General features: G+C 72.3%; 28 protein-coding genes. 8 read left to right on the top strand and 20 right to left on the bottom strand.

The window, feature by feature from the left end; all coding sequences use genetic code 11:
• Positions 1 to 777 (top strand): hypothetical protein, encoded by a 777-nt coding sequence (locus AC3X7Z_RS18205; protein ID WP_489976808.1) that lies wholly within the window; start codon positions 1 to 3, stop codon positions 775 to 777.
• Here AC3X7Z_RS18205 and AC3X7Z_RS18200 read toward each other — a convergent pair.
• The 4 genes from AC3X7Z_RS18200 to AC3X7Z_RS18185 form a co-directional block, all read right to left on the bottom strand.
• Complete coding sequence (locus AC3X7Z_RS18200; RefSeq protein WP_489976807.1) at positions 711 to 2,468, bottom strand: Mur ligase family protein; 1,758 nt, start codon at positions 2,466 to 2,468, stop codon at positions 711 to 713. The genes AC3X7Z_RS18205 and AC3X7Z_RS18200 overlap by 67 nt on opposite strands.
• A 31-nt stretch (positions 2,469 to 2,499) precedes the next feature.
• On the bottom strand, positions 2,500 to 3,270 hold the full coding sequence (gene fabI / locus AC3X7Z_RS18195) for an enoyl-ACP reductase FabI (protein ID WP_186342553.1): 771 nt from the start codon (positions 3,268 to 3,270) through the stop codon (positions 2,500 to 2,502).
• 63 nt (positions 3,271 to 3,333) lie between these two features.
• Entirely contained in the window at positions 3,334 to 4,056 is a 723-nt protein-coding gene (gene fabG, locus AC3X7Z_RS18190) for a 3-oxoacyl-[acyl-carrier-protein] reductase (protein ID WP_489976864.1), read from the bottom strand.
• Between the two features lie 70 nt (positions 4,057 to 4,126).
• The gene (locus tag AC3X7Z_RS18185; protein ID WP_186342555.1) at positions 4,127 to 4,339 is read right to left on the bottom strand and encodes a dodecin; all 213 of its coding nucleotides are present in this window, start codon (positions 4,337 to 4,339) and stop codon (positions 4,127 to 4,129) included.
• 77 nt (positions 4,340 to 4,416) lie between these two features.
• On the opposite strand from AC3X7Z_RS18185, the gene AC3X7Z_RS18180 reads away from it, so the two are divergent.
• Together AC3X7Z_RS18180 and AC3X7Z_RS18175 are read left to right on the top strand one after the other, a co-directional pair.
• On the top strand, positions 4,417 to 4,707 hold the full coding sequence (locus AC3X7Z_RS18180; RefSeq protein WP_186342556.1) for a DUF3099 domain-containing protein: 291 nt from the start codon (positions 4,417 to 4,419) through the stop codon (positions 4,705 to 4,707).
• 189 nt (positions 4,708 to 4,896) lie between these two features.
• On the top strand, positions 4,897 to 5,100 hold the full coding sequence (locus AC3X7Z_RS18175; protein ID WP_186342557.1) for an acetone carboxylase: 204 nt from the start codon (positions 4,897 to 4,899) through the stop codon (positions 5,098 to 5,100).
• A 29-nt stretch (positions 5,101 to 5,129) separates the two neighbouring features.
• Here the strand turns inward: AC3X7Z_RS18175 and moaA are convergent, their stop codons facing one another.
• On the bottom strand, positions 5,130 to 6,119 hold the full coding sequence (gene moaA, locus AC3X7Z_RS18170) for a GTP 3',8-cyclase MoaA (RefSeq protein WP_489976806.1): 990 nt from the start codon (positions 6,117 to 6,119) through the stop codon (positions 5,130 to 5,132).
• Between the two features lie 78 nt (positions 6,120 to 6,197).
• On the opposite strand from moaA, the gene AC3X7Z_RS18165 reads away from it, so the two are divergent.
• Positions 6,198 to 7,061, top strand: a complete 864-nt coding sequence (locus tag AC3X7Z_RS18165; protein WP_489976863.1) for an SURF1 family cytochrome oxidase biogenesis protein — start codon at positions 6,198 to 6,200, stop codon at positions 7,059 to 7,061.
• Here AC3X7Z_RS18165 and AC3X7Z_RS18160 read toward each other — a convergent pair.
• The 3 genes from AC3X7Z_RS18160 to AC3X7Z_RS18150 all read right to left on the bottom strand — a co-directional run bounded on the left by AC3X7Z_RS18160 (position 7,058) and on the right by AC3X7Z_RS18150 (position 11,597).
• Positions 7,058 to 8,941 (bottom strand): ABC transporter ATP-binding protein, encoded by a 1,884-nt coding sequence (locus AC3X7Z_RS18160; RefSeq protein ID WP_489976862.1) that lies wholly within the window; start codon positions 8,939 to 8,941, stop codon positions 7,058 to 7,060. The two genes, AC3X7Z_RS18165 and AC3X7Z_RS18160, sit on opposite strands and share 4 nt — an antisense overlap.
• 98 nt (positions 8,942 to 9,039) lie before the next feature.
• Positions 9,040 to 9,825 carry an enoyl-CoA hydratase/isomerase family protein gene (locus tag AC3X7Z_RS18155; RefSeq protein WP_489976805.1) on the bottom strand — a complete coding sequence of 262 codons (786 nt, stop codon included), beginning with the start codon at positions 9,823 to 9,825 and terminating at the stop codon, positions 9,040 to 9,042.
• A gap of 173 nt (positions 9,826 to 9,998) precedes the next feature.
• On the bottom strand, positions 9,999 to 11,597 hold the full coding sequence (locus AC3X7Z_RS18150; RefSeq protein WP_186342561.1) for an ABC-F family ATP-binding cassette domain-containing protein: 1,599 nt from the start codon (positions 11,595 to 11,597) through the stop codon (positions 9,999 to 10,001).
• A 109-nt stretch (positions 11,598 to 11,706) separates the two neighbouring features.
• Here AC3X7Z_RS18150 and ypfJ point away from each other — a divergent pair, with 109 nt between their 5' ends.
• Both ypfJ and AC3X7Z_RS18140 read left to right on the top strand, forming a co-directional pair.
• Complete coding sequence (gene ypfJ, locus AC3X7Z_RS18145) at positions 11,707 to 12,645, top strand: KPN_02809 family neutral zinc metallopeptidase (protein ID WP_489976804.1); 939 nt, start codon at positions 11,707 to 11,709, stop codon at positions 12,643 to 12,645.
• Between the two features lie 90 nt (positions 12,646 to 12,735).
• Positions 12,736 to 13,314 carry a DinB family protein gene (locus AC3X7Z_RS18140; RefSeq protein ID WP_489976803.1) on the top strand — a complete coding sequence of 193 codons (579 nt, stop codon included), beginning with the start codon at positions 12,736 to 12,738 and terminating at the stop codon, positions 13,312 to 13,314.
• Positions 13,315 to 13,351: 37 nt separating this feature from the next.
• On the opposite strand, the gene AC3X7Z_RS18135 is transcribed toward AC3X7Z_RS18140, so the two are convergent.
• Positions 13,352 to 13,990 carry a GNAT family N-acetyltransferase gene (locus AC3X7Z_RS18135; RefSeq protein ID WP_489976802.1) on the bottom strand — a complete coding sequence of 213 codons (639 nt, stop codon included), beginning with the start codon at positions 13,988 to 13,990 and terminating at the stop codon, positions 13,352 to 13,354.
• 471 nt (positions 13,991 to 14,461) lie between these two features.
• Between AC3X7Z_RS18135 and AC3X7Z_RS18130 the strand changes: the two genes are divergently transcribed.
• The gene (locus AC3X7Z_RS18130) at positions 14,462 to 15,325 is read left to right on the top strand and encodes a hypothetical protein (protein WP_489976801.1); all 864 of its coding nucleotides are present in this window, start codon (positions 14,462 to 14,464) and stop codon (positions 15,323 to 15,325) included.
• On the opposite strand, the gene AC3X7Z_RS18125 is transcribed toward AC3X7Z_RS18130, so the two are convergent.
• From AC3X7Z_RS18125 to AC3X7Z_RS18075, 11 genes are all read right to left on the bottom strand, one after another.
• Positions 15,319 to 16,095 carry a phosphotransferase family protein gene (locus AC3X7Z_RS18125; RefSeq protein WP_489976800.1) on the bottom strand — a complete coding sequence of 259 codons (777 nt, stop codon included), beginning with the start codon at positions 16,093 to 16,095 and terminating at the stop codon, positions 15,319 to 15,321. The genes AC3X7Z_RS18130 and AC3X7Z_RS18125 overlap by 7 nt on opposite strands.
• An 88-nt stretch (positions 16,096 to 16,183) precedes the next feature.
• Positions 16,184 to 17,113: a phosphotransferase gene (locus AC3X7Z_RS18120; RefSeq protein ID WP_489976799.1), complete on the bottom strand. Its 930-nt coding sequence runs from the start codon at positions 17,111 to 17,113 to the stop codon at positions 16,184 to 16,186.
• 10 nt (positions 17,114 to 17,123) lie between these two features.
• Positions 17,124 to 18,701 (bottom strand): ABC transporter permease, encoded by a 1,578-nt coding sequence (locus AC3X7Z_RS18115; protein ID WP_489976798.1) that lies wholly within the window; start codon positions 18,699 to 18,701, stop codon positions 17,124 to 17,126.
• Positions 18,698 to 19,615 (bottom strand): ABC transporter ATP-binding protein, encoded by a 918-nt coding sequence (locus tag AC3X7Z_RS18110; protein WP_489976797.1) that lies wholly within the window; start codon positions 19,613 to 19,615, stop codon positions 18,698 to 18,700. Before AC3X7Z_RS18110 ends, AC3X7Z_RS18115 begins: the two co-directional genes overlap by 4 nt.
• Before the next feature lie 33 nt (positions 19,616 to 19,648).
• Positions 19,649 to 20,254, bottom strand: coding sequence for an acVLRF1 family peptidyl-tRNA hydrolase (locus AC3X7Z_RS18105; protein WP_489976796.1), 606 nt, complete (start codon positions 20,252 to 20,254; stop codon positions 19,649 to 19,651).
• 20 nt (positions 20,255 to 20,274) lie between these two features.
• Positions 20,275 to 20,517 (bottom strand): helix-turn-helix transcriptional regulator, encoded by a 243-nt coding sequence (locus AC3X7Z_RS18100; RefSeq protein WP_489976795.1) that lies wholly within the window; start codon positions 20,515 to 20,517, stop codon positions 20,275 to 20,277.
• On the bottom strand, positions 20,514 to 21,389 hold the full coding sequence (locus AC3X7Z_RS18095; RefSeq protein ID WP_186342571.1) for an ABC transporter permease: 876 nt from the start codon (positions 21,387 to 21,389) through the stop codon (positions 20,514 to 20,516). The genes AC3X7Z_RS18100 and AC3X7Z_RS18095 overlap by 4 nt, the downstream gene beginning before the upstream one ends.
• 1 nt (position 21,390) lies before the next feature.
• Positions 21,391 to 22,317: an ABC transporter ATP-binding protein gene (locus AC3X7Z_RS18090; protein WP_186342572.1), complete on the bottom strand. Its 927-nt coding sequence runs from the start codon at positions 22,315 to 22,317 to the stop codon at positions 21,391 to 21,393.
• A gap of 73 nt (positions 22,318 to 22,390) precedes the next feature.
• On the bottom strand, positions 22,391 to 22,936 hold the full coding sequence (locus AC3X7Z_RS18085) for an NYN domain-containing protein (RefSeq protein ID WP_186342573.1): 546 nt from the start codon (positions 22,934 to 22,936) through the stop codon (positions 22,391 to 22,393).
• 54 nt (positions 22,937 to 22,990) lie between these two features.
• On the bottom strand, positions 22,991 to 23,374 hold the full coding sequence (locus AC3X7Z_RS18080) for an ASCH domain-containing protein (protein WP_186342574.1): 384 nt from the start codon (positions 23,372 to 23,374) through the stop codon (positions 22,991 to 22,993).
• 18 nt (positions 23,375 to 23,392) lie between these two features.
• The gene (locus AC3X7Z_RS18075) at positions 23,393 to 24,175 is read right to left on the bottom strand and encodes an aminoglycoside adenylyltransferase domain-containing protein (protein WP_489976794.1); all 783 of its coding nucleotides are present in this window, start codon (positions 24,173 to 24,175) and stop codon (positions 23,393 to 23,395) included.
• A 147-nt stretch (positions 24,176 to 24,322) separates the two neighbouring features.
• On the opposite strand from AC3X7Z_RS18075, the gene AC3X7Z_RS18070 reads away from it, so the two are divergent.
• Complete coding sequence (locus tag AC3X7Z_RS18070) at positions 24,323 to 25,279, top strand: NHL repeat-containing protein (protein ID WP_489976793.1); 957 nt, start codon at positions 24,323 to 24,325, stop codon at positions 25,277 to 25,279.

Here is a 25,279-nt window from a genome sequence, read left to right as displayed (position 1 = left end):
ATGACTCGACGCACCCCGCTGCTCCTCGCCGTCCTGCCCCTGCTCCTGGGGGCGTTGGCCGTCCCCTCAACGGCGCACGCCGTCGTCGACCACGACCGGCGCGCCACCGCACGCCCGAAGGTGGGCACCTACGAGGGCACGTTCGGACCGAAGGGCCAGAAGTCCGCCTTCTCCCTCGACGTGGTCAAGCGCAAGGGCGGGCTGTCGGTGAGCCGGGCCGTCGTGTTCTACCGGTGCGGCAACGACACCGAGGGCGAGGAGGGCTACACCACCTACACGCGGGTGAAGGTCCGCAAGGGCCGCTTCAGCAAGTCCTCGATCGTCGACATCGCCGGCCGCTTCACCAGCCGCACCAAGGTCAAGGGCTCGGCCAACCCGGCGCCCGGGCTGTTCGGGTGCAAGGGCAAGCCCAAGCCGTTCAGCGCGACGTGGGTGGGGCCGACGGCGTCGCGCGGCGGCACGTTCGCCGGCACGGACGCGACGGGTGCCCCGGTGTCCTTCGTGCTCGAGGCGGGCGGGAAGGTCCTCGACGACCTCGCGGTCACCCGCAAGCTCGTCTGCGGCACCCACTCCTACGGCGACCTCTCCAGCTTCGGCCGCTCGCTGGTCCACCACGACGGCAGCGTCTCCCACACCTTCCTCGACGACTTCTACCCGGCGACCTTCACCTACTCCGTCGCGCTCGACCCGGCGGGCGGGGCGTCCGGGAGCTACCGCGTCAGCGGCCCCGAGTGCGACACCGGCGACGTGCCGTTCACGGCCGCCAAGGCCGGCTGAGCCCCACCGCCGGCCGCGCGCACCTTGGCCGACAGCACCTCGGGGCTGTCGGGGGTGCCGCCGTGGGCGGCGATCCAGTCGTAGGCCTCCTGGCGCTCCGCGTGGCACATCAGGCCGACGACGTCGCCCGGCGCCGCCTGCCCGACCAGTGAGGCCAGGCAGGCGACCTCGGTGGTGTGGGTCTCGATCTCGGTGACACCGACCCGGGCGGCGCCGGCTCGCAGGAGCACGTCGATCTCGTCCATCGTGCGGCCGCGGAGATACCACTCCTTGTGGCCGATCGCGACGACGTCGCTGCCCTTCGCCCCGATCTCGCCGAGCGCGTCGATCAGCTCGTCGGTGCGGTCACCGACGGCGCCGAGGCCGAGGAGCAGGCGCGCGCCGGGACGTCGTACGCCGCCCATGATCTCGAGCAGCGCCTCCAGGCCCGCCTCGTTGTGGGCGAGGTCCATCACGACCGAGACGTCGCCGGGGAGGGAGAAGAAGTTCATCCGCCCGGGGTTGTGCTCGGCGTCGGGGAGGAACGACGTGAGGCCGGCGACGACGTGCTCGCGCGCGATCCCGACGGCGAGGGAGGCCGAGGCGGCGGCGAGCGCGTTCTCGATGTTGAAGCGCGACAGGCCGGCGAGCGTCATGGGGACGTCGACCAGCTCGACCAGCGGGTCGGGGTCGGCCCCCGGGGCCAGGACGGTGATCCAGCCGTCGATCACCGTGGTGGCGCGCCCGCCGTCGGTGAGCACGTCGCGCACGGCCGGCGAGTCGGGGTCGCGGCTGAAGATCCACGGTCGGGCGGAGATGACGCCCCGCATCGCGAGGACGCGCGGGTCGTCGCCGTTGAGCACCGCCCAGCCGCCCTTGCGGGTGATCCGCGGGACGACCGACTTGACCTCGGCGAGCTGGTCGACCGTGTCGATGCCCTGGAGCCCGAGATGGTCGGCGGTCACGTTGGTCACCACCGACACGTCGTTGCGGGTGATGCCGATGCCCTTGAGCAGGATGCCGCCGCGGGCGGTCTCGGTCACGGCGAGCTGCACGCCGTCGAGTCCCAGCGCCCGCGCGGCGCCGGAGGGTCCGGAGTAGTCGCCCGCCTCGACGAGCACGCCGTCGCGGTAGATGCCGTCGGTGTTGGACCAGCCGGCCACCAGCCCGCTGGTGCGGGCGACGTGGGCGATCATCCGGCTCGTCGTGGTCTTGCCGTTGGTGCCGGTGACGGCGACGACCGGGATGGTGGGCGTGATCGTGGTGGGCGTGTCTCCGACGGGTGCGGCGGCCACCTCCGCCGCAGCGGCGCCGAGGGCCGCCTCCACGTCGGGCGTCGGCAGCGCGTCGATGGCCCGGGCCACCGCCTCCCCCAGGGCCCGGGCCCGCCCGCGGTTGCGCCACGGATAGGCCACGACCACGACGTCGGGGTCGCTCGTCGGGCGGACGCGGACCGCCAGCCGGCGCGTTCCGGCCTCGGCCGCGACCGCGCGCACCAGGCGCTCGACCGCGCGCAGGGCGAAGCGCTGGCGGAATCCCGAGCCCGGCGTGCCGGGACGGGTCGTGCGCAGCCCGATGCGGCGCGCGAACCGCAGCACCCGCTCCTCGTCGGCCTCGGTGATCGTGGAGACGTCGAGCGTGAGCTTGATCGCCGCGCGCGGGAAGTAGAGGTTGGGTCCTTCGAGGACGCGCAGCTCGGCGAGTGAGGTCACGCGCGCAAACTACCGAAGCACGGCGCCGGTGCTACAGGCCCATCGCGTGGAACCCGCCGTCGACGTGGACGATCTCACCGGTCGTGGCCGGGAAGAAGTCGCTGAGCAGGGCCACGACGGCCTGGGCGGTCGGGGTGTGGTCGGACTCGTCCCACCCGAGGGGCGCGCGGTCCTTCCACGCCGACTCGAGGTCGCCGAACCCCGGGATCGCCTTGGCGGCGAGGGTCTTCAGCGGCCCGGCGGAGACGAGGTTGCAGCGGATCCCCTCGGGGCCGAGGTCGCGCGCGACGTAGCGCGAGGTGTTCTCCAGCGCGGCCTTCGCCACGCCCATCCAGTCGTACGCCGGCCACGCGGTGGTGGCGTCGAAGGTCAGCCCGACGATCGACGAGCCGCGCGAGAGCAGCGGCCTGGTCGCGACGGCCAGCGACTTCAGCGAGTAGGCCGAGACCTGCACGGCCTGTGCGACGTCGTCCCACGGACCGTCCATGAACTTGCCGCCCAGCAACGTGTCGGGGTTGCCGTAGGCGATCGAGTGGACGACGCCGTCGAGGCCGTCCACGTGCTCGCGGACCTGGTCGGCCAGGCCGGCGAGGTGGCTCTCGTCGGTGACGTCGAGCTCCAGCACCGGGGGCTCCTCCGGGAGCCGCTTGGCGATGCGCCGGGTGATGCCGAGCGCGCGGCCGAAGTTGGAGATCAGCACCGTCGCGCCCTGCTCCTGGGCGACCTTGGCGGTGGCGAAGCCGATGGAGCTGTCCATCGTCACGCCGGCGACCAGGATGCGCTTGCCGTCGAGGATTCCCATGTCTGTGGACCTTTCGTGTCGGGTCGTGGTCGGGCAGAGGAGGTGGCGGAGCAGGTGGGGGCGTCAGTGGCCCATGCCGAGGCCGCCGTCGACGGGGATCACGGCGCCGGTGACGTAGGCGGCGCCGTCGGAGGCGAGCCAGGTGACGGCGGACGCGACCTCGGCGGGCGTGGCGTAGCGACCCAGCGGGACCTGCGTCCTGATCGCGGCCTTCTGCTCGTCGGTGAGGACGTCGGTCATGTCGGTCTCGACGAAGCCGGGCGAGACGACGTTGGTGGTGATCGAGCGGCTGCCCAGCTCGCGGGCGAGCGAGCGCGCGAGGCCGACGAGGCCGGCCTTCGACGCGGCGTAGTTGACCTGCCCGGCCGAGCCGAGCAGGCCGACCACCGACGAGATCAGGATGATCCGCCCGCGGCGCAGGCGCAGCATGCCCTTCGCGGCCCGCTTGGCGAGCCGGAACGTGCCGGTGAGGTTGGTGTCGATGACCGACGACCAGTCGTCCTCGCTCATCCGCAGCAGCAGCGTGTCCTTGGTGATGCCGGCGTTGGCCACCAGGACCTCGACCGGGCCGTGGGCCTCCTCGACCTGGGCGAACGCCGCGTCGACGGCGTCCGGGTCGGTGATGTCGCAGCGCACGTCGAGCGCGCCGTCGGGCGCGCCGCCGTTGCGGGTGGTGACCGCCACCTTGTCGCCCTGGGCGATGAACGCCTCGGCGATCGCGCGGCCGATCCCGCGGTTGCCTCCCGTCACCAGGACGGACCGGGGCGCGGGGGTGGTTTCGGGAATCTCGCTCACGCTCCCCGACGCTAGTGATTACCGGGGGGTATCCGGAATCACGCCGCGCCGCCCGCCCGGGTCACTCGTCCTCGAGGCGGAAGCCGACCTTCATGCCGACCTGGAAGTGCTCGACGGCCCCGTCCTTGGCCTGGCCGCGGACCTGGGTGACCTCGAACCAGTCGATGTGGCGCAGCGTCTTGCCGGCCCGCTCGATGCCGTTGCGGATGGCCTGGTCGATGCCGTCCGGAGACGTCCCGACGATCTCGGTGACGCGGTAGGTGCGGTCGGTCATGCTTCCTCCTGGTGAGCGTCGTGCGGACCGTCCCCGGGCCCGTGGTTCTCCGAGCCTAGCGACGTAGACTCGACCCCATGGCCAAGTCCGATGCCGTGCGCATCACCACGGCTCGCAGCAACGCCGCCGACGACATGCGTTCGCGCCAACGGCGCTACGCGTGGTCGATGAGCATCCGCCTGGTGTGCTTCGTCGCCGCCGTCGCGGTCGGCCCGGGGGCGCTGCGGTGGGTGCTCGTCGCGGCCGCCGTCTTCCTGCCGCTCTTCGCCGTGGTCATGGCCAACGCCAACGACCAGCGTCACGACGGATTCACGCTTCCGGCCAACGCCGGGGCCCACGAACTCGCGGCGAAGGACGACACGGACTGAGGAAAACCTCGGTCGGGCGCGGTGCGCGACAAGTTTGGTTTTCATCCACCCGTCTGGAATGATTCACCGTGCGAGCGCAGCATCCCCCGTCTGCGCGAGCTCTGAGTGCCGGACAGCTTCCCCCCGTGGCTGTCCGGCACTTCTCATGTCCGGCGGAGCCCCGCCGTACCCCCTGCCGAGAGGACGCCGATGGACCCCGACCGTGACATCTGCTCGGCCAAGGGCTGCCAGGCCGACGCCGTGTGGGACCTCCAGTGGAACAACCCCAAGATCCACACCCCCGAGCGCCGCAAGTCGTGGCTCGCGTGCGAGGAGCACCGCTCCTCGCTGTCCGACTTCCTGGGCGCCCGCGGCTTCCTGAAGGACGTCGTGGAGCACCGGACCGAGCGCTGAGTCCCGGACGTCATGGGAGTGCCCGGCGCTCAGCCCCCGATGGCGGACATCGGGCGGTCGGGCTGGAGGAAGGTCTCGTCGTCGATGCCGTGCCCGGCACGCTTGCCGAGCATCGCGATGACCCAGCGCTCCGCGATCTCCTCGTCGCCGGCGCCCGAGCGCAGCGCCGTGCGCAGGTCGGACTCCTCGCGGGCGAAGAGGCAGTTGCGCACCTGACCGTCGGCGGTCAGCCGGACGCGGTCGCAGTCGCCGCAGAACGGACGGGTCACCGAGGCGATGATCCCGACGGTCGCCGGGCCGCCGTCGACGTCGAACAGCTCGGCCGGCGCGCTGCCCCGCGGCTCACCGTGGGGGGTCAGCGAGAACTCGGCGGACAGCGCCTGGTGGATCTCGTCGGCGGTGACCATCGCGGCCCGGCTCCAGTCGTGCTGGGCGTCGAGCGGCATCTGCTCGATGAAGCGGAGCTCGTAGCCATGGGCGACGCTCCACCGCAGCAGCTCGGCGGCCTGGTCGTCGTTGGTGCCGCGCAGCAGCACCGCGTTGAGCTTGATCGGGCCAAGCCCCGCGGCCTTGGCCGCCTCGAGACCGGCGACGACGTCGGTGAGGCGGTCGCGGCGGGTGATCGTCGCGAAGGTCTCCGGTCGCACCGAGTCGATGCTGGCGTTGATGCGGTCGAGCCCCGCCTCGGCGAGGGCGACGGCGGTGCGGGAGAGCCCGAGGGCGTTGGTGGTGAGCGACGTCTCGACGCCGAGGGCGTGCGTACGCGCGACGATGTCGACCAGGCCGCGCCGCAGCAGCGGCTCACCGCCGGTGAACCGCACCTCGCGGATGCCGAGCCGCTCCACGCCGATCGTGATGAGCCGGACGACCTCGTCGTCGCTGAGCGTCTGCTCCGTGGGCAGCCAGTCGAGCCCCTCGGCCGGCATGCAGTAGTTGCAGCGCAGGTTGCAGCGGTCGGTCAACGAGACCCTCAGGTCCGTGGCCACGCGGCCGAAGCGGTCAGCGAGGGGTGTCGTCATCGTCACAGTCTACCGACGCGCTCCGCACCACCCCCGGAACGCTCAGGACGCGCCGGATAGCCTCGCCGCGTGCACAAGATGCGGTTCCTGGTCTCACGCCGCTGGATCGCCTTCGCGCTCGTCGTCGTCTTCCTGGCCTGGGTCGCGTGGCGGCTCGGCGAGTGGCAGTTCCACCGCCTCGAGGACCGCCAGGAGCGCAACGACGTCATCCAGCGCAACGAGAAGGCGGGCCCCTCCCCGGTCACCGACGTGCTGGCCCCGGGCCGGTCGGTGGCCAAGGAGGACGAGTGGCGCATCGTGGAGGCCACCGGCACCTACGCCGTCGAGGACACCGTGATCGTGCGCTACCGCACGCGCGAGGGCGCCGCCGGCGTCGACGTCGTGGTGCCGCTCGAGCTCGAGGACGGCTCCAGCCTGCTCGTCGACCGCGGCTGGTACGCCACCGACAACCGCGGCGCCACCACCGCCGACGTCCCCGAGCCGCCGTCCGGCGAGGTCGAGGTGACCGGCTGGGTGCGCAGCGACGCCGAGGGCGACAGCGCGGAGGTCACCGACCAGTCGACCCGCGCCGTCAACAGCAGCCGCATCGCCGAGGCGCTCGGCCGCGAGGTGCTCGGCGGCTGGGTCGACCTGCGCTCGGAGTCGCCGGAGCCCGAGACACCGCTCGTGCCGGTCGAGCTGCCCGAGCTCGACAACGGGCCGCACTTCTTCTACGGCCTGCAGTGGTGGTTCTTCGGGGCGCTGGCCATCTTCGGGTTCTTCTACCTCATCTACGACGAGTGGCGCGGCGGCCGCGGCCCCTGGGGCAGCAACGAGTCACCCGCGCCGGAGCCGACCGGCACCGAGCCCGCGCAGCCCGCCCGCGCCCGCCGACGTACGTGGCGCGACCGGCTCGACCAGGACGACGCGGAGGACCGCGCCGACCAGCCGGAGCACCGCTAGCCGGGCGTGGGCACGGCCCGGTCGGCCTGGAACTGCGTCGCGTGGAGCGTGGCGTAGAGGCCACCGGCCGCCATCAGCTCGGTGTGGGTGCCCTGCTGCACGACCCGGCCGTCGTCGAGGACCAGGATCTGGTCGGCGTTGCGGACCGTGGAGAGCCGGTGGGCGATCACGAGGGACGTACGCCCCTCCAGCGCGGCGTCGAGCGCCTGCTGCACCGCCGCCTCGGACTCGCTGTCGAGGTGGGCGGTGGCCTCGTCGAGCACCACGATGGCCGGGGCCTTGAGCAGCAGGCGCGCGATCGCGAGCCGCTGCCGCTCCCCGCCGCTGAGGCGGTAGCCCCGGTCGCCGACGACGGTGTCGAGCCCGTCGGGCAGCGAGCGCACCAGCGTGGCGATCTGCGCCGCCTCGAGGGCCGCCCACACCTCGTCGTCGCTCGCCTCGGGGCGCGCGTAGACCAGGTTGGCGCGGATGGTGTCGTGGAACATGTGGGCGTCCTGGGTGACGTAGCCGACCACGTCCTCCAGCGACTCGAGGGTCACGTCGCGCACGTCGTGGCCGCCGACGCGCACCGCGCCGGACTCGACGTCGTAGAGCCGGGCCACGAGGTGCGTCACGGTCGTCTTGCCGGCACCGGACGGACCGACGAGCGCGACCATCTGTCCCGGCTCGGCGGTGAACGTGACGTCGTGGAGCACCTGGCCGGTGTCGCGCGACTCGGTGCGCGCGACGGTCTCCAGCGAGGCGAGGGAGATCTGGTCGGCGCGCGGGTAGGTGAAGGCGACGTGGTCGAACTCCAGGCGGGACGCCGTCGGCGGCAGCACGACCGCGTCCGGCTTCTCCTGGATCAGCGACGGCAGGTCGAGCACCTCGAAGACGCGGTCGAAGCTGACGAGGGCCGTCATCACGTCGATGCGGACGTTGGAGAGGCCCTGGAGGGGACCGAGCAGCCGGGTGAGCAGGACGCCGAGTGCGACGATCGTGCCGACCGACAGGTCGCCGCGGATGGCGAGCCAGCCGCCGATGCCGTAGACGAGCGCGGTGGCGAGGGACGGCACCAGCATCATCGCGGCGAAGAAGATGCGGGTCAGCAGGGAGATCCGGATGCCGAGGTCGCGGACGACCGCGGCCTTCTGCGCGTAGGCGACGTCCTCCACCTCGCGCCGGCCGAAGAGCTTGAGCAGCATCGCCCCGCCGACGTTGAAGCGCTCGGTCATGGCGTTGCCGAGGTCGGCGTTGCCGTCCATCTGCTCGCGCGACAGGTCGGCCAGGCGGTTGCCCACCCAGCGCGAGGCCAGCAGCAGGATCGGGAAGAGCGCCAGGCACAGCAGCGTCACCGGCCAGCTCAGGAAGAGCATCGTGACGCCGACCACCACGGCGGCGATGATGTTGGAGACGGTGCCCTGGAGCGTGGAGGTGAACGCCCGCTGCGCACCGATGACGTCGTTGTTGAGCCGGCTGACGAGGGCCCCGGTCTGGGTGCGGGTGAAGAACGCGAGCGACTGGCGCTGCACGTGGGCGAAGACACGGGTGCGGAGGTCGTAGATCAGTCCCTCGCCGATGCGGCTCGACAGCCAGCCGGTGATCAGGCCGAACCCGGCGCTCACCACCGCCACGACGGCCACGAGGGCCGCCAGCAGCACCACGAGCGAGGTGTCACCGGTGCTCACGCCGTCGTCGATGATCGCCTTGAGCAGCAGCGGCGGCGCCACGACCAGGGCGGCGTCGAGGACGGTCACGGCCAGGAACGCGACGATCAGCCTGCGGTGCGGACGGGCGAAGGCGACCACCCGGCGCAGCGTGCTGCGCTCGATCTTGTTGTCGACGACGCTCCGGTCACTGCGCAGGTGTCGCCACGGCGGGCCACCAGCACCCGGTCCCATCGACATGCAAACTCCTCCTGAGGTCCACCCGCGTCAACCCGCGACGGGGCCTGATTGTTCCTCGCCCCGCCGACACCGCAGTCGGCGGTCGGCGGGCGTCAGCCCGCGAACGCCGCCGCGACCGCGCGGAACCGGCGTACCTGCGCCTCGCGCTCCAGGCGGCGCTGCCCGTCGAGGTCGCGGTCGGCAGCACCCTGCAGCAGCGCCTTGGTCTCGCTGAGCACCCCCGGCATCGGGGCGACCAGTGCAGCCGCCAGGTCGGCGACGGCGCCGTCCAGCTCGGCCGCCGGGACGCACGCCGTGGCGAGCCCGATGCGCGCCGCCTCCTCCCCCGTCACGACGCGCGCGGTCGCGCAGAGCTCCAGCGCCCGGGCGTACCCGACGTGCTCGACCAGGGGCTTGGTGCCGGTGAGGTCGGGCACGAGCCCGAGCGCCGACTCCTTCATCGACAGCTTGGCGTCGTCGGCGACCACGCGGAGGTCGCACGACAGCGCCAGCTGGAAGCCGGCGCCGATGGCGTGGCCGCGCACCTTCGCGATCGAGACGAAGCGCGGGTCGCGCAGCCACGTGAAGCCGCGCTGGAACTCCTCGATCCGCGCGGACGCCTCCTCGTCGCTGAGTGCCAGCAGCCCCAGCACGGTGCCCTCGCCGGAGTTGGCAGGGTCGAGCATCGCCCGGTCCAGACCTGCGGAGAACGTCTCGCCCTCCCCCGTGACCACCACGACCCTGACCTCCGCAGGCAACGAGGCGCCCAGCTCGGCGAGGGCCAGCCACATGGCCGGCGTCTGCGCGTTGCGCACCTCGGGTCGGTCGAGGGTGATCGTGGCGACGGCGTCGACGACGTCGAGGCGGAGGCCGACCGCGGCGAGCTCTTCGGGAGTCATGCCGTCAGGTTACTACTCATCAGTAACGTCCGGGCGGGCGTACGCGTCCGGCCCGTGCCCGACTTGTGGGGGGAGTCTGACACTCGGAGGGGGTTGCAACGGCCTCCAGGTGTCGGAGTCCCCGCTCGAGCGGGGACTCAGACAGACACGACGACGGCCCGGCAGGGGGCCGGTCAGGCGAGGGACACCAGGTCGGCGTAGTCGTCGCTCCAGAGGTCCTCGTCGCCGTCGGGCAGCAGGAGCACCCGGTCGGGGTCGAGCGCGCGCACCGCGCCCTCGTCGTGGGTGACCAGGACGATCGCGCCGGTGTAGCTGCGGATCGCGTGGAGCACCTCCTCGCGAGAGGCGGGGTCGAGGTTGTTGGTGGGCTCGTCGAGCAGCAGCACGTTGGCGCTGGAGACCACCAGGATCGCGAGCGCGAGCCGGGTCTTCTCCCCGCCCGAGAGCACGCCCGCGGGCTTGTGGGCGTCGTCGCCGGAGAAGAGGAACGACCCGAGCACCGAGCGCGCCTGGGTGTCGGTGAGCTCCGGGGCGGCGCCGTGCATGTTCTCCAGCACCGTCCGGTTGACGTCGAGCGTCTCGTGCTCCTGGGCGTAGTAGCCCATCTTGAGCCCGTAGCCGGGCACGACCTCGCCGGTGTCGGGCTTGTCGACGCCGGCCAGGATGCGCAGCATCGTGGTCTTGCCGGCGCCGTTGAGGCCCAGGATCACCACGCGGCTGCCCCGGTCGATCGCCAGGTCGACGGCGGTGAAGACCTCGAGCGAGCCGTAGGACTTCGACAGGTCCTTGCCCATCAGCGGGGTCTTGCCGCAGGGGGCGGGATCGGGGAACGCGATCCGGGCGACCTTGTCGGCCTGCCGCTCGGTCTCGATGCCGGCCATCATCTTCTCGGCGCGCTTGAGCATCGACTGCGCGGCCTGCGCCTTGGTGGCCTTGGCGCGCATCTTGTTGGCCTGGTCGGTGAGCACCTTGGCCTTGTTCTCGGCGTTCTGGCGCTCGCGGCGACGACGCTTCTCGTCGTCCTCGCGCTGGGTCAGGTAGTTGTGCCAGCCCATGTTGTAGATGTCGATCACCGCGCGGTTGGCGTCGAGGTGGAACACCTTGTTGACCGTCGCCTCGAGCAGCGCGTTGTCGTGGCTGATCACCACGAACCCGCCACGGTGCGCCTTGAGGAAGTCACGCAGCCAGACGATCGAGTCGGCGTCGAGGTGGTTGGTCGGCTCGTCGAGCAGCATGATCTCGGCGCCGGAGAAGAGGATGCGGGCGAGCTCGACCCGGCGTCGCTGGCCGCCGGAGAGGGTGCCGATCGGCTGGGCGAGCAGGCGCTCCTCGATGCCGAGCGCCGCCGCCATCTGGGCGGCCTCGGACTCCGCGGCGTAGCCGCCGCCGGCGTGCAGCTCGGCGTCGGCGCGGGTCCACCGCTTCATGCCGCGCTCGTGCGTGCGGGGGTCCTCGCTGGCCATGTCGATCTCGGCCTCGCGCAGGCGGCGTACGACGTCGTCGAGGCCGCGGGCCGACAGGATGCGGTCGCGGGCGAGCACCTGGGGGTCACCGACGCGGGGGTCCTGCGGGAGGTAGCCGACGTCGCCGGTGCGCAGGACCTGGCCCGAGGCGGGCTGGCCCTCGCCGGCGAGGATACGGGTGAGGGTCGTCTTGCCGGCTCCGTTGCGCCCCACGAGGCCCACCTTGTCGCCTGCGGCGATGCGGAAGGTGACGTCCTCCATGAGGAGTCGCGCGCCGGCTCGGACCTCGAGCTTCTGGGCGGTGATCATCTCGGGCGCCATCCTACGAAGGGGTGAGGGTCGCAGCCCCATCGGCGATGCAGGCGCTAACCTCCCCGGAGGTCGATCCGACCGTCTCGACCGCTCGAAAGGCACGTCCATGCGCTTCAACCCCAAGGCCGACATCAGCAGGGGCCGGGTCAGCGACGCGGGCCGCGGCGGTGGCCGCGGTGGCGCCGCCGGCGGCGGGATGCGGATGCCGCTCCCGGGCGGCGCCCGGGCCGGCGGCGGCATCGGGGGCATCCTGATCGTCGTGCTGTTCGTGGTGCTCACCCAGTGCACCGGCCTGATGTCGGACGGCGGCGGGGGCACCGGCTCCCAGGGCCAGGCCCAGCCCGAGGGCATCGACACGGGCGACGAGCGCTACGCCAACTGCCGCACCGGCGCCGACGCCAACGAGGACCCCGACTGCGCGCGCGTGGCCGTGGCGCTGTCGCTGGAGAACTACTGGGCCGACACCCTGCCCGAGCAGGCCGGCACGGAGCTCTCCCCCGCGGCCATCAACACGTTCTCCGGCGCCGTGTCGACCGGCTGCGGCGAGGCGTCGTCGCAGGTGGGCCCGTTCTACTGCCCGCCCGACCAGCAGATCTACCTCGACACCACCTTCTTCGACGACGTCCTCCAGGGCCAGCTCGGCGGGCAGGGCGGCGACTTCGTCGAGCCCTACGTGCTCGGCCACGAGTACGGCCACCACATCCAGAACCTGATGGGCACGATGGGCAAGGTCCGCACGCAGAAGGGCCCCGACTCCGACGCCGTCCGGCTCGAGCTGCAGGCCGACTGCTACGCCGGCATGTGGACCCGCGACGCCAGCGACGGCGACGGCATCCTCGCCGACCTCGACCAGGGCGACATCGAGGAGGCGCTCGACTCGGCGAAGGCCGTCGGTGACGACCGCATCCAGCAGAAGTCGGGCCAGGGCGTGGACCCCGAGGGGTGGACCCACGGGTCGGCCGCCCAGCGGATGGCGTGGTTCACCCGCGGCTACGAGGAGGGCACCCTCGAGGCGTGCGACACCTTCTCGACCAGCAGGCTCTGACCGGCGCCTCCCCAACGGTGATCCACTCATCCCGAGGTGCGGGCGGGAGTTGCGACCGGATCAGGCACACCAGTGGCAAGGTGTTGTCTCGTGGACGACACGGCAGCGAAGACCAACCTGCACAACTACTTGAAGCACGAGCGCCAAGCGGTGCTTGCCAAGTTGGAAGGGCTCTCTGAGTACGACGCCCGCCGCCCGCTCACCGTCACCGGGACCAACCTGCTCGGCCTGGTGAAACACCTGGCGACGTGGGAGGCGAGGTATCTCGGCGAGGTGTTCGACCGGCCATTCCCAGAACCGCTGCCGCGGTGGGATGTCGAGGCAGACCGTCTCGCCGACATGTGGGCGACCGAGGACGAGTCGCGCCAGGCAGTCGTCGACCGCTACCAGCGGGTCTGGGCGCACAGCGACGTCACCGTGGGCTCGCTCGCCCTGGACGACACAGGCCGTGTGCCCTGGTGGGGGAACGCCGAGGTTCCTCTGCTCAACGTGCTTGTCCACCTGCTCGCCGAGACCAGCCGGCATGCCGGCCACGCTGACATCCTGCGCGAACAGCTCGACGGTGCCTTCGGGACCGACGCCGAGGCGATGGCCGAGCAACAGCACGACGCCGCCTTCTGGACGGAGCAGCGAGAGAAGATCGAGGCTGCCGCCAGGTCTGCGGGCTGACCTTTCACCGCCGGCCCCGTGCAAGGATCTGCCGCGCTCAGCTCAACCGGATCTGTCGGTGAGCCGACGTACGTCGGAGCACTGCTACTCCGCCTTTCGGTGTGCGAGCCGTCCAGTCGGCCCGGGTCAGCTCGTAGTGCACCTCGCCGTGCTGCCAGCCCGCAATCGGCTTCCTGTCCTGAGAGGCCGCCCGCGACGCGTTCTGCGTCATCCCCAACTTCTCGAGCACTCGACGTGAGCCGGTGTTCGCCGCCATCGTGGAGGCGAAGACCCGGTCTACGTCTCGGCACGAGAACGCTTGGCGGATCATGGCCTGGGCGCCCTCCGTGGCAAGTCCGCGTCCCCACCCCGTAGAGCTCAGCCGGTAGCCGATGCCGGAGATCTCGGTACGTCCTTCAAACGCTGACGCCGACCACCAGCCCACGAAGCCGTTCGCGTCGAACCCGACCCAGTATCCGAGTCCACGCGCTGCGTCACTCTGATGGTCAAGGCGCTGCCGCCACTCAGCGGCGGTCTCCTCGGGGGTCGCGCAACGCCCGCGAATGTAGGTCATGACGACCGGATCGGAGTTCAGGTCGATCATCAGATCCAGATCCCCGGCTCCGACGGGTCGAAGCACGAGGCGGTTGGTCGACAGCGAGGGAAACACGCACCGTTCGGTTGCTCCGTCGACCATCCGGCGACCCTAGCGGGACTCGTCCTGTCCCCGCTGCGCCATCTCCGAAACCTCCGCCCACGCCACTGTGGGTCGCGGATGCCCGTCTACGCGTTCACCTCATGCACACCGGCGATAGTCCGAAGGCGTCTACGGTGAGAGTCAGCCAGCGGATGATCGCGGTCGCTCATCGGGGGAAGGGAGGCGCGGGTGTTGCGAACTGCGCTTTCCTGCGCGCTCATGACCGTCCTCGTGGCGTGCAGCACCTCCGTCGACGAGACGGAGGAGCTGCCGAGGTCGGGACCCGCAGACACAGCGCAGCGACCCACTGCGGCGCCGGAGGCCTTCGTGTCGAACCGTGCGCCAGCGCCGAGGGCGCAGATGTCTCCACGCGACTGGAGCCGCGTCGCTTGGGAGGATGGCAGCCGCAGGGTCGCACCTGAGGCAGCCGCAGAGTTGCCGAGTGTCCTGGAGGACCCTGCGCGGGCGCAGATGGTGTACCACCCCACCGAACGGCTCAGTGACCGCGAGGGATGGGCCGGGGAACGCCTCCTCTTCCTCGGTGTGGACGACCGCTGGCGCAGCCTGGCCATGGACGGCCTGGGCCTCGCAGAGGAGTCATGGCCGGGCCCGGACACCTACGGGTCCGGCTCCCTGTCCCGCGACGGAAGCCTGTGGGCAGCACAGACTCACCGCGGTGTGGTCCTGCTCGACCTGACCAGCGGCGACGTTCGACACGTGTCCTTTCCGGCAAGCCACCCCCATGTCGTGCGCGTGGACTGGATACCGGGCAAGGACGTCGTGTCCGCCTACGCGGCCCCTCCGGAGTCGTCCGACTACGGCACCTTCCACATCGACGCAGCGGGCCGCGTGACGCCTGCCCGATACCCGGGGTGGCGCACCAGATTCGACGTTGACGGCACACCGACCGAGATCATCGGTGCAACACATGAGGGACTGATGGTGAAGCGATGGACCGGCGACGGTGTTTCGTCGAGGACCGTCGCTCCCGGTGCGACGGTCCCGCGCCCAATGCGCCGTCATGCGTTCGGGGTGTTCAGCACCAGCCACCTCGCGCTCCACGCCGCCCGCCGCGAATGGCCGAGCCGCGCACCGGCACAGGTCTGGGTGCTGGACAAGAGCACGGGAGCGATGGGCGCGCGGCTACAAGTCCCGGCGACGAGCAGCCTGGTCGGGTGGACGGACGACGACACACTTCGGCTGCTCATCGCGAACCGCCGGCTCGTCGACTGGGAGCCGCGCACCGGGGACCTCAGACGAGTCCTGGACCTGACCGGCCCGTACCCCGCCGCTGGCGAGTGGGCCGCCGCGACAGTCGCCATCCCGTCTCACTGACGCCCGCTGCCCTCGAGCAGGCGGAGCAGGTGCCGGGACTGGTCCTCGGTCGAACCGGTGGGGTTGCGGCCCCAGCCGGCGTTTCCCGGCAGGAGCATGGCGAGCCAGAAGGCGGCGAAGAACGGGCGGTGTCGCTCGACACGGCGGCGTTGGGGATCACTGAGGGACATCGCCTCGATCAAGGCGTCGGTGTCCAGCCGGTGACCCAGCCTGGACGAGGCGTGCTCCACCACGTCGGCCATCTCGTAGGCCAGATCGGAGACGCCGTACTCCTCCCAGTCGATCAGCCGACAGGTCTCGCCGTCCCAGAGCACGTTGTCGAGGTTGCCGTCCCCGAGAGCGATGACGGGATCGACGATCCACTCCTCGGAGAACTCGTGTCGGCTCAGCCAGGATCGGGCCGCCTCAACGGCTTCACGAACCAGCCCGGCGTCCTGGCATGCCGCCCAGTCGTACTCCGCGGCCAGCCATTGCTCGAAGCGCCGAGAGAACCCGGGCGGGGCGTTCGCCCGCACCGCCAGGCCTGGCGGCACGGGTACGTCGAACAACCGCCGCAGTGCCCGTGCCAGAGCCCGCGTCTGCGCAACGGTCATCTCGCCGGCCAACGCCGTGCCGGGGACGCGCGACATGACAACTGTGGGGCGACCGCCGACCTCGGTGCGCACGATGGGTGATGGCACGAGGCCCGGTGCGCAGGCGCTGAGGTGCATCAGCCCGGCCCATTCCCTGTCCGGCTCGTCCATCGCCCACGACACGAATGTCTTGCGCACCCGGTGCCGGCCAACCTCGACGTCATGAGTGTGCGGCATCCACCGAACGCTACTGTCCATGACGCCGGCCGCCGGTCCTGACCGCGCCTCAACGGTCGTCGAGCAGCGCCTCGATCTGCGCGACCTGGCGCTGCATCGAGTGGATGTAGGGCGCCACGCTGGGGTGGCGGAACTTCCCGGCCAGGGCGCCCTCGCCGTCGGCGACGCGGGCGAGCGCCCAGTCGAGCCGGGTGAGCGCGGTGTAGACGGCCATCACCCGGGCGCCGGTGACCACGTCGGCACGGCTCGCGAGCCCGGGAGGGAGCGCGTCGACGTACGCCTCCACGAGGGGGTCGATGTCCTCGCGGGTGGCCAGCGAGAGGTAGCCCAGGTCGGCGCCCACCGGTCCCCGGCCCAGGTGCGCCCAGTCGATCGCCACCGCGCCGTCGCCGTCGCGGCCCGGGATGTTGCCCGCCGACGGGTCGCCGTGCTGCGCGACCTGGGGCAGCGCGTCGCAGCGGTCCAGCCAGCTCGTGCGACGAGCCCAGAGGTGGTCGGCGATGTCGGCGACGGGGGTGCGGGCCAGCGTGCGCCAGCCGCCGCGGCGCTCGACCAGGCGCAGCCGGCTGCGCAGCTGGTCGCGAGCCAGCCAGGCGTGGCCGCCGAGGTCGACCGCGGCGAACCGGCCCAGACAGGCCGCCAGCCACAGGCCCGGCGGGTCGGCGGTCGCGACCCGCTCGTGCACGAGGGTGATGCCCTCCCCGTCCTCCTCCACCCGCACGACGGGGGCCTCGTGGAGCCCGGGCGAGTCGGCCACCACCCCGCTCAGGGCGACATCGGCGGCGCGGCGCCAGTAGTTGACGTCGGCCGGCACGAGGACGCCCGGCGCATCGTGCGGGTCGGGCCTGCCGAGCCGCTTCACCACGACCTCGCGACCGCGGTGGGTCGCGGCCCAGAGCCCCACGGTCGCCGGGCCCGCTCCCGACAGCCGCTGCCACCCGGGCTCGGGCTGCCAGACCGCCGCGGTCGACCCGTCCATGCGCGCGAACCTAGCGCACCTCGACGTCGCGGCGGCCGAAGAGCAGGTGCCCCGCGGCGCTCAGCGCGCCCGCGACGACGAGCAGGGCCAGGAACGGGCCCCACCGGAAGTCCTCGGCCGGCACGAGGGCGAGGTGGTGGAAGGGCGAGAGGTCCTGCAGCCACTCGGGCATCCGGAGCAGCTCGCCGAAGAGCATCACGACCACGGCGAACAGCAGCGCCAGCCAGGCCAGCGACGCGAGCCGTGGACGGAGGCCGAAGAGCAGGCGCGCCAGTGCGCTCATCACCAGGACAGGGGCGAGGTAGGGCAGGGACGCGACGAGGTAGGTGCCGACCGCGCCCGAGTCGCCGGTCGTGAGGGCGTAGCCCACCCCGAGCCCCAGCCCGGCCGCGGCAACCACGACCGCCGATCCGGCCACGGTCAGGACGGTCTGGGCGAGCAGCCAGCGGCGCCGGGACAGCCCGGTCGCCAGCAGCACCTCGACGACGCCGGTGGCCTCGTCGTGGCGCGGGCGGAGCGCGGTCGAGACGGCGTATCCGCACGCCATCAGGCCCAGCATCAGAATCGAGGTGGCGTAGAAGCCGTCGACGAGGTCGGCGCTGCCGCGGGCGAGGATCTCCTCGGTGGCGGCCGAGTCGCCGAGCACGTCGCCGACGTCGCTGCCCAGCGACCCGTAGGCCATCCCGGTGAGCAGCAGCCCGAGGCCCCACGCCGCGAGCGTGCCGCGCTGGAGTCGCCAGGCCAGGCCGAGGGGCGTGCCGAGCCGTGGCCCGGCCCTCGTCGGACCGGGGCGGTCGGCGAGCACGCCGGCGCCGTGGTCGCGGTGGTCGAAGGCCCACACCGCCGCCACCACGGTGACCGCGCCCGCTGCGGCGAGCAGCAGCAGCGGCCACCACCGGAGGCCGGAGAAGGCGTGCATCGCCTGGTACCACCCGATCGGCGAGAGCCAGGTGAGCGCGGGCGATCCGACGTCGCCGATCGCCCGCAGCACGAACGCGGCGCCGATCACCGCACCGGTGAGCCCGTACGCCGCCCGCGGGCCGGACGTGAGCTGGGCCGCGAGCAGGGCGACCGCGGCGAACACCAGGCCGACGGCCGCGAGCCCGACGCCCAGGGCGACCGAGTCGGCGACGGCAAGCGGGAAGGCGACCAGGCTGGCGGCCACCAGCGCGCCGGTCAGGACGTTGGCCGTCACGGCGACCACCAGCGTCGCCGCGGTGGGCGCGGCGCGGCCGACCGCGGCCGCCCGCAGCAGCTCGTCGCGACCGGACTCCTCCTCGGCCCGCGTGTGCCGCACGACCAGGAACATCGACATCAACCCGGCGCAGATCGCGCCGAACGCCGTCGCCTGCCACGCGACCTGGCCACCCACGGTGTCCAGCGCCCGGGCCGGTCCGGCCATCGCGACGAAGGCGGCGTTGCCGTCCATCGCCGCGGCGGCCCGGTCGAGCTCCTCCTGCGTGGCGTAGAGCCCTCCGACGCTGACCGCCTGCGACCAGTAGAGGAGCGTGATGCCGGCCGACCAGGCGAGGATCATCCACCGGTCGCGCCGCACGAAGTGGCGCAGCAGCACCAGCGTTCCCGTCACGGCGCCCGCTCCGGCCCCGCGTGCGCGGAGACGTCGTCGCCGTAGTGGCGCAGGAACATCTCCTCGAGCGTCGGCGGGGTCGCGGTGAGGCTCACGAGGCCGGCGTCCTGCAGGGCGGCGAGCGCGCCGGGCAGCGCCGCGGAGTCGACCTCGAAGGCGACCCGCTGCCCCTCGGCGGCCAGGTCGTGCACGCCACCCATCCCGGCCAGCCGGTCCACCGGGCGGGTGGTCTCCGCGCGCACCGTCGTCCGGGTGAGGTGCCGCAGCTCGGCGAGCGTGCCGGACTCCACGCAGCGACCGGCCCGGATGATGCTCACCCGGTCACACAGCCGCTCCACCTCCGCCAGGATGTGGCTCGACAGCAGCACGGTGCCGCCGGCGGAGCGGAACTCCTCGACGCACTGCTGGAACACCGCCTCCATCAACGGGTCCAGGCCGCTGGTGGGCTCGTCGAGGAGCAACAGCTCGACGTCGCTGGCGAGGGCCGCGACCAGGGCCACCTTCTGCCGGTTGCCCTTGGAGTAGGTGCGGCCCTTCTTCGACGGATCGAGCTCGAAGCGCTCGACCAGGGCGGCCCGACGCCGCTCGTCGACGCCTCCGCGCAGCCGGCCGAGCAGGTCGATGACCTCGCCACCGGTGAGGCTCGGCCAGAGCGTCACGTCGCCCGGGACGTACGCCAGCCTCCGGTGCAGCCGGGCGGCGTCGGCCCACGGGTCGCCGCCGAGCAGCCGGGCCTCCCCCGCTGTGGCGCGGAGCAGCCCGAGCAGCACCCGGATCGTGGTCGACTTCCCCGACCCGTTGGGCCCCAGGAAGCCGTGCACCTCCCCGGCCGCCACGTCGAGGTCGAGCCCGTCGAGGGCGCGGGTGCTGCCGAAGGTCTTGACCAGGCCCCGGACCTCGATCGGAGTGCTCACACTCACGGAGGATAGGCGCGTCGCGGCGGCGCGTCAGGCGTTGACGACGTCGACCTCGATCGCCTGGGCCTCCAGGACCGCCGCGTCGAGGACCGCCCGCCGCGGGTCGGGCACCGCGAGCCACGGGTCGACGAGGGTGAGCGACGAGAGCCGCGGGTCGCCCAGGACCGCGTCGACCGCGCCACGGTCGCCGCCGGCGACGGCGACGCGCACCCCGGCCAGGATCCGCGCGGCGTGGTCGGCCGCGGCCTCGTAGGCCTGCCGCGCCTGGTTGTCGCGACGGCGGGCGAAGCGCTGCTGGCTCTGGCCGCCGGCCTTGGTGCGGCCCTGCACGTGCCGCTGCCCGATCTTGTGCTCGACCAGCGAGTCACCGCGCAGGCGGGCGACGGCGAAGCCGCCCTTGCGCACGAGCAGCACGCCCCACTCCCCCGGCGGGCGGGACGCCGCCGCGAAGGCACCGGCCTCGGGGACGCCGGCGTACGTCGCCCCGAACGGCAGCCGGGCGGTGAAGTGCGAGCCGTCGCCCGCCTGTCCCCGGAGCGTCCCGTCGGCGACCGTCAGCTCCGTGCCGCCGTGGCGCGCGGTGAAGTTGGCGACCCACCGCTGCCAGCGGGCGGTCGGGACGAGGACGACGGGCACGCCCGCACGCTAGCGGGCCGTCACGCGCTTTGCCCGGACTGGTCGCTGATGCGGGGGAACGGCCTCAGCGAGAAGACCGCCTCCACTGGCACGCCGAAGAACTCCGCGATGCGCAGCGCGAGGTCGAGGCTGGGACTGTTCTCGCCGCGCTCGAGGTAGCCCACCGTCTGGTAGTGGACCCCCAGTGCGGAGGCGAGCTCGCGGCGCGAGACGCCCTGCTCGGCGCGCAGCAGGGCGATGCGGTTGTGCACCGACTCGCTCACTTGACCCACTGGGTGGCGGCCTCGCGTGCGGCGGCGACCTGCGAGCCCGACTGGCGGCGTGCCATGCGGCGCAGCAGCGCCGGGGCGACGAGGGCGCCGAGGACTGCCCAGGCGCCGAGCACGGCGACCGTCTCGGCCGTGCGCCACGAGTCGCCGAGCTCGGCGCCGACGTAGGAGTCGGGCAGGAACGCCGAGCGCATGCCCAGGCCCATCCAGTACATCGGGAAGACCTGCGCCACGACCTGCACCCAGCCCCACAGCGCCTGCATGGGGTAGAAGATGCCGGAGATGCCGGCCAGCACCATCACCGGGAGCATCCCCCACATGCCGACCTTCTGCGCCGACGGGACCAGCGCGCCGATCATCATGCCGATCGGCAGCGCGGCCAGGAGACCCAGCACCATCACCCAGGCGAGGGTGAACCAGCCGCTCGGGTGGGCCATGAGGTTGTCGAAGAGCAGGAAGCTCGGCACCAGCACGGCGACCGTCTGCGGCACCAGGCTCGCCGAGTGGAGCACGAGCTGCCCGGCGAAGTAGCCCGTCAGGCCACGCGGCACGGCCTTCGCGCGCAGCAGGGTGCCGTCCTCCTTCTCCATGGCCAGGCTGTAGGCCGGACCCACGATCAGTCCGAAGACGATGAGGCCGCCGAGGATGCTGGGCAGGGCGACCGACGGCAGCAGCAGGCCGGAGCCGTCGACCACGGTGTCGCGACGCAGGTAGAGGTAGCCCACGGCGAGGGCCGCCGTGGAGAGGTAGAACCACTGGTCCTGGGAGCTGCGCAGGCCCTGGACGAACTCCGTCCACCCGCGACCCAGCCCGAGGCGTACGGCGTGCGCCGTGCCGGCCGTCGCCCGTGTCGTCAGCGTCGCCATCTCACACCGCCCTCGAGAATGCGCGGACGGCCTCGTCGGCCTCCCCCGCCTCGTGCCGTTGCACGAGGTCGAGGTAGGCATCCTCGAGACTGGCCCGCCGCACCTCCAGGTCGACCACCGGCTCACCCGGCTCGTTGAGGAGCCTGCGGACGAAGTCGGTGGGGTCGTCGGCGGAGTGCACGAAGCGCTCACCTCCGCGCGTCCACTTCACCTCGACCCCGAGCGCGGCGCGCAACGCCAGCCGCTCGGCCGTGTCGTCGGCGACGATCCGGCCGCCCGCGAGCACCAGGACGCGGTCGGCGAGCTTCTCCGCCTCGTCGAGGTCATGGGTGGTCAGCAGGATCGTGGTGTGCTCGAGGTCGGCCAGGCGGTGCACGACCTGGTGGAAGTCGCGTCGCGCCTGCGGGTCGAAGCCGGCCGTCGGCTCGTCGAGGAACAGCACCTCGGGGCGGCCGATGATGCCCATGGCGACGTCGAGGCGGCGACGCTGGCCCCCGGAGAAGGTGGCGATCTTCTGGTCGGCGAGGTCGACGAGGCCGACCGTCTCGAGGAGCTCGTCGGTCGGCACCGGTCGCGTCCGCTCGTCCGTGGAGTAGGGCGCGTAGTAGCCGCCCATCTGGTCGAGCAGCGTGCGGGGGGTCCAGCGCGGGTGGTCGCGCCACGACTGCAGCACCACGCCCGTACGCGCCCGCCATGCCTCGCTCGCCCGTCGGGGGTCCTCACCGAGGACGCGGACGTCGCCGGCGGACCGGTCGCGGAACCCCTCCAGGATCTCGATGGTCGTGGTCTTGCCCGCCCCGTTGGGACCGAGCAGGCAGACCACCTCGCCCGCCTCGATCGCGAACCCGACGCCGCGCAGCACGTCCTTGTCGCCGTAGCGCATCCGGAGGTCGCTGACCTCGATGACCGTCCCCCGTGTGGTGTCCATCACCCGACGGTAGTCCTCATGCTACGGAGATAGCAAGAGTGCTACATGCACGATCTCGAGGCGCGAGCCGGGGTCAGAGGAAGTCGAGCGGGTCGAACTGGTCGATCGGGATCACCCGCACCCGCGGGAGCGGGGAGTTGAAGGCACCGAGGTCGTACTCGAGGTCGAAGATCCGCACGCCGGGGAGGCTGCGGAACTGCGAGTTGACGAACTCGGTGAACCCGATGACGCCGACCTGCCGGCTGCCGTCGCACAACGCGGAGACCTGGTCGACGAAGTCGCCGTCGTGACTGACCAGCACCACGTCGGCCTCGCGGTGCACCAGCGCCTCGGCGGTGCGCTGGATCGCGATGTCGACGATCTTGCCCTCGCCGCTCAGCGGGATCGGCTTGAAGCCGATCGCGAGCAGCGCCTGGACGAAGCTGGTCGGCAGCTCGGTGCTCGCGGCCAGGAAGAACAGGCCGGTCACGTCCTGGTCGAAGGCACGCTCGGCCCACTCCAGCAGCCGGTCCCAGCGCGGACGCTCCTCCGGACGCGGTCGCCGACCCAGGATCGAGGTGCCCAGGGTGGCGTCGATGTTCTCCCCGTCGACGAGGAGGTAGGTCATCCGCTCAGCCATGCGAGGACTCTCCCACACGACTCCCCCGCACCCGTGGGCGAGCAGCGTGTGGGCTCAGGCGCTGTAGACGACCGTGAAGGACTCGACGACGTCGTCGCCCGACTGCGTCACGTCGGAGACCTGGACGAGCGCCCGCGGCTTCCCCGACCCGTCGCACAGGATCGAGAGCACGCCGACCTCCGGCAGCTCGCCGGCGTACTCCTCGGCGGGGGCGGTCGTCGCGCCCTTCTCGTCGGCGAGCACCTGCGCGACGAACGCGTCAGACTCCCCCGCCGTCTCGCCGTAGGCCCAGGCGGGCGGCGGCACCGACTCCAGCGCGGTGGGGCCGAAGTAGGTCGGCGCCGCGTTGAGCTTGGCGTGGAAGCGGGCGAGGTCCCAGAAGACGCGCAGCTCCTCGTGGTCGAAGTCGGTCTCGGACGGGTCGACCTCGGGTTGCATGCCCCGAAGGGTAGCGAGTCAGGCAACGCGCGCGACGTACGCCGCGAACTCGCGCGCCGCCTCCATCGTCCCGGGCCGCGGCGGCGCCTGCGGGTCGAGCCCCTGGTCGCGGTCGGCCAGCACCTGCTGCAGCAGCGGCCGCCACCTCGGGTCACCGTGCACCATCGCCCAGCGCAGCGCGTCGCGCTTGCTGGCCACCTCGCCGGTGCGGACCGTGTAGAGGCTACGACTGGCCTGCACCACCAGGTAGCGCTGGCACCACGCGACCCTCGGCGGGCACCAGCCGAGCACCTCGTCGACCAGCGTCGCCAGGCCCGCGCGCGCCGCGTCGCGCAGCACCTCCTCGGGCACCGGCTCGACCAGCCCGACCGGGCACGGCCCGGCCAGCGTGATGCCGTGCTCGCGCAGGATCCAGCGGGTCCATGGCTGGTTGCAGTGCGTCGACCACTCCATCCGGTCCGACCCGTGGTCGACGTAGAGCCACTCGCGGCCGAGGCCCGCCGTCGTGCGCAGGTCGACCGCCACCGCGTACGAGCCCTCGAGGTGCCCCCACCAGAAGCCGTCGCGGTGGGGCAGGTCGTGGTGGAGGCGCCGCAGCGCGGCCTCCTGCGTGGCGTCGGGCCGCGCGCTCACCACGACGAGGAAGTCGCAGTCGCTGTGCTCGTCCCCCGCGCCGAGGGCGAACGAGCCCTGCAGGTAGGCACCGACCAGCGCGTCGCCCAGCGCGTCGTGGGCGCCGGTGACGAGGTCGTGCAGCACGCCGTTGAGCAGGGCGTAGCGCGTGGGATGGGGGTTGAGCACGGTTGGAGTGTGCGCCTGCCCGCGTCCCGCCGCCACGCAATATCAGGGTCGCCGACCACGGCCGACGCGGGAGTGGCAGGGCCGGGTCCGGGTCCGCCCACCATGGCGGGGCTACGGTCGAAGGTCTCACCTACTCGGAGGTCCACCATGGGTCGTCTGCTCGTCTCCGGCGCCGCTGCTCTGCTCGGCCTGACCGTGCTCACCATGCCGCCCGCCGCGGCCCGGGCCGTGCCGCTCGACGGCACCTTCCCCTCCCGCATCGCACTGCCGGACGGCTTCCAGCCCGAGGGGATCGCGATCGGACCGGGACCGACGGCCTGGTTCGGCTCGAGGGCAGACGGCGACATCTACGAGGTGTCGCTGCGCACCGGCCGGGGCACGGTCATCAGCGAGGGACCCGGCACGCCGTCGGTGGGGCTGAAGTCCGACCGCAGGGGCCTGTTGTACGTCGCCGGCGGCACGTCCGGCACGGCCCGGGTCGTCGACACCGACACCGGAGCCGTGGTGGCGGACCTCGCCCTCACCGCCGGGCCTGCGTTCGTCAACGACGTCGTCCTGACCCGGGATGCCGCCTGGTTCACCGACTCCTCCCAACCCCAGCTCTACCGGCTCGGCCGCAGTGCGCGGGGACCCGCCGCCACGGCGACCACCCTCCCGCTCACCGGCGAGTGGGTGCAGGGCACGGGCTTCGGGGCCAACGGCATCAGCACCACGCCGAGCGGTCGCCATCTCCTCGTGGTCAACTCGACCAGCGGGCTGCTCTACCGGGTCGACCCCGGCACCGGGGTGGCCACCGAGGTCGACCTGGGTGGCGCGTCGCTCACGATGGGCGACGGCATGCTGCGCCACGGCCAGACCCTCTACGTCGTGCGCAACCGGATCAACGAGGTCGCCGTCCTGCGCCTGTCACGCAGCGGGCTCAGCGGTCGGCTGGTCCGCACGATCACCGCCGCGGACCTCGACGACGACACCAGCTTCGACGTGCCGACCACGGTCGCCCGCTACCGCGGCGACCTCTACCTGCCCAACGCGCGGTTCAACACCACGCCGACACCGACGACGCCCTACTGGGTGACGAAGGTGTCGGCGCGGGCCGGCAGCTGA

Source organism: Nocardioides sp. Z24_21 (genome assembly GCF_058134345.1).
Note: the sequence above shows the minus strand (reverse complement) of the source record. Positions and strands in the feature narration are given on the sequence as shown.

Excerpts from the sequence above, each read along its gene's own strand:
- AC3X7Z_RS18205 (WP_489976808.1), top strand. The coding sequence starts at position 1 with ATGACTCGACGCACCCCGCTGCTCCTCGCCGTCCTGCCCCTGCTCCTG.
- fabI (WP_186342553.1), bottom strand. The coding sequence starts at position 3,270 with ATGGGAATCCTCGACGGCAAGCGCATCCTGGTCGCCGGCGTGACGATG.
- AC3X7Z_RS18185 (WP_186342555.1), bottom strand. The coding sequence starts at position 4,339 with ATGACCGACCGCACCTACCGCGTCACCGAGATCGTCGGGACGTCTCCG.
- AC3X7Z_RS18180 (WP_186342556.1), top strand. The coding sequence starts at position 4,417 with ATGGCCAAGTCCGATGCCGTGCGCATCACCACGGCTCGCAGCAACGCC.
- AC3X7Z_RS18175 (WP_186342557.1), top strand. The coding sequence starts at position 4,897 with ATGGACCCCGACCGTGACATCTGCTCGGCCAAGGGCTGCCAGGCCGAC.
- moaA (WP_489976806.1), bottom strand. The coding sequence starts at position 6,119 with ATGACGACACCCCTCGCTGACCGCTTCGGCCGCGTGGCCACGGACCTG.
- AC3X7Z_RS18165 (WP_489976863.1), top strand. The coding sequence starts at position 6,198 with ATGCGGTTCCTGGTCTCACGCCGCTGGATCGCCTTCGCGCTCGTCGTC.
- AC3X7Z_RS18160 (WP_489976862.1), bottom strand. The coding sequence starts at position 8,941 with ATGGGACCGGGTGCTGGTGGCCCGCCGTGGCGACACCTGCGCAGTGAC.
- AC3X7Z_RS18155 (WP_489976805.1), bottom strand. The coding sequence starts at position 9,825 with ATGACTCCCGAAGAGCTCGCCGCGGTCGGCCTCCGCCTCGACGTCGTC.
- AC3X7Z_RS18150 (WP_186342561.1), bottom strand. The coding sequence starts at position 11,597 with ATGATCACCGCCCAGAAGCTCGAGGTCCGAGCCGGCGCGCGACTCCTC.
- ypfJ (WP_489976804.1), top strand. The coding sequence starts at position 11,707 with ATGCGCTTCAACCCCAAGGCCGACATCAGCAGGGGCCGGGTCAGCGAC.
- AC3X7Z_RS18135 (WP_489976802.1), bottom strand. The coding sequence starts at position 13,990 with ATGGTCGACGGAGCAACCGAACGGTGCGTGTTTCCCTCGCTGTCGACC.
- AC3X7Z_RS18130 (WP_489976801.1), top strand. The coding sequence starts at position 14,462 with ATGGTGTACCACCCCACCGAACGGCTCAGTGACCGCGAGGGATGGGCC.
- AC3X7Z_RS18120 (WP_489976799.1), bottom strand. The coding sequence starts at position 17,113 with ATGGACGGGTCGACCGCGGCGGTCTGGCAGCCCGAGCCCGGGTGGCAG.
- AC3X7Z_RS18095 (WP_186342571.1), bottom strand. The coding sequence starts at position 21,389 with ATGGCGACGCTGACGACACGGGCGACGGCCGGCACGGCGCACGCCGTA.
- AC3X7Z_RS18090 (WP_186342572.1), bottom strand. The coding sequence starts at position 22,317 with ATGGACACCACACGGGGGACGGTCATCGAGGTCAGCGACCTCCGGATG.
- AC3X7Z_RS18085 (WP_186342573.1), bottom strand. The coding sequence starts at position 22,936 with ATGGCTGAGCGGATGACCTACCTCCTCGTCGACGGGGAGAACATCGAC.
- AC3X7Z_RS18080 (WP_186342574.1), bottom strand. The coding sequence starts at position 23,374 with ATGCAACCCGAGGTCGACCCGTCCGAGACCGACTTCGACCACGAGGAG.
- AC3X7Z_RS18070 (WP_489976793.1), top strand. The coding sequence starts at position 24,323 with ATGGGTCGTCTGCTCGTCTCCGGCGCCGCTGCTCTGCTCGGCCTGACC.